The 668-nt window shown below is 51.5% G+C and carries 1 protein-coding gene and 1 tRNA gene; one reads left to right on the forward strand and one right to left on the reverse strand.

The window, feature by feature from the left end; all coding sequences use genetic code 11:
* On the forward strand, positions 1 to 425 hold a 425-nt coding region (locus ACR0ID_RS20455; RefSeq protein ID WP_480608444.1), incomplete at its 5' end, for a hypothetical protein.
* Positions 426 to 577: 152 nt separating this feature from the next.
* On the opposite strand, the gene ACR0ID_RS20460 is transcribed toward ACR0ID_RS20455, so the two are convergent.
* Positions 578 to 654 (reverse strand) — tRNA-Met (locus ACR0ID_RS20460).
* Positions 655 to 668: the final 14 nt, after the last annotated feature.

The raw sequence follows: 668 nt of genomic DNA on the forward strand, positions 1-668 counted from the left end.
AAACGAAAACGTCGGGGCAATGTGCTCACATGGGTCAATTCTCAGTGAAAATTATCTGGCTTACCGGGTCACTTCTCAGCGGAAATCAACAACTTGCGAGCAGAATGGCAAGCAGCAGCCCGCTTTCGCGTTTTAAAGACACGGTGGTGCCCCGGAATACTACAGGTTCCAACGAAATCATGGCGCTATTCTTCTCCATTGAGTCTGTGTCGTCCTACTGGTCAAGCCAATGCCATGAAATGCATCTCTTGAACCGCAACACAACATATCGTCGCCTGCAGCACCAAGCTTCTGTGCCTTCGCCGGCTTCAGAGCCGACAGGCATCTTCTCCGAGGCCGGAAGTGGCAACCCTACTGCGATGCAGCAAGGGCTCTCGTGTCACCTATCCCTTGGACAAATACGAACTTTCAACCAACTGGCCTGATTTCGCCGCCATGGCGTCGGTTTCCCACCCTGATTCCAGCCGTTCCATCTGGCGGACTCGTCAAACGTTGATGTGGCGTTGATGTAAAACGCGACATCAAAAACTGAATCGGCCGAAGCCGATTTCAAGTATTTGAAATTATTATGGAATTTTGGTTGCGGGAGTAGGATTTGAACCTACGACCTTCAGGTTATGAGCCTGACGAGCTACCGGGCTGCTCCATCCCGCGACACTTTAGTGGTC

The sequence above is a fragment of the Ruegeria sp. AL2 genome (assembly GCF_056540845.1).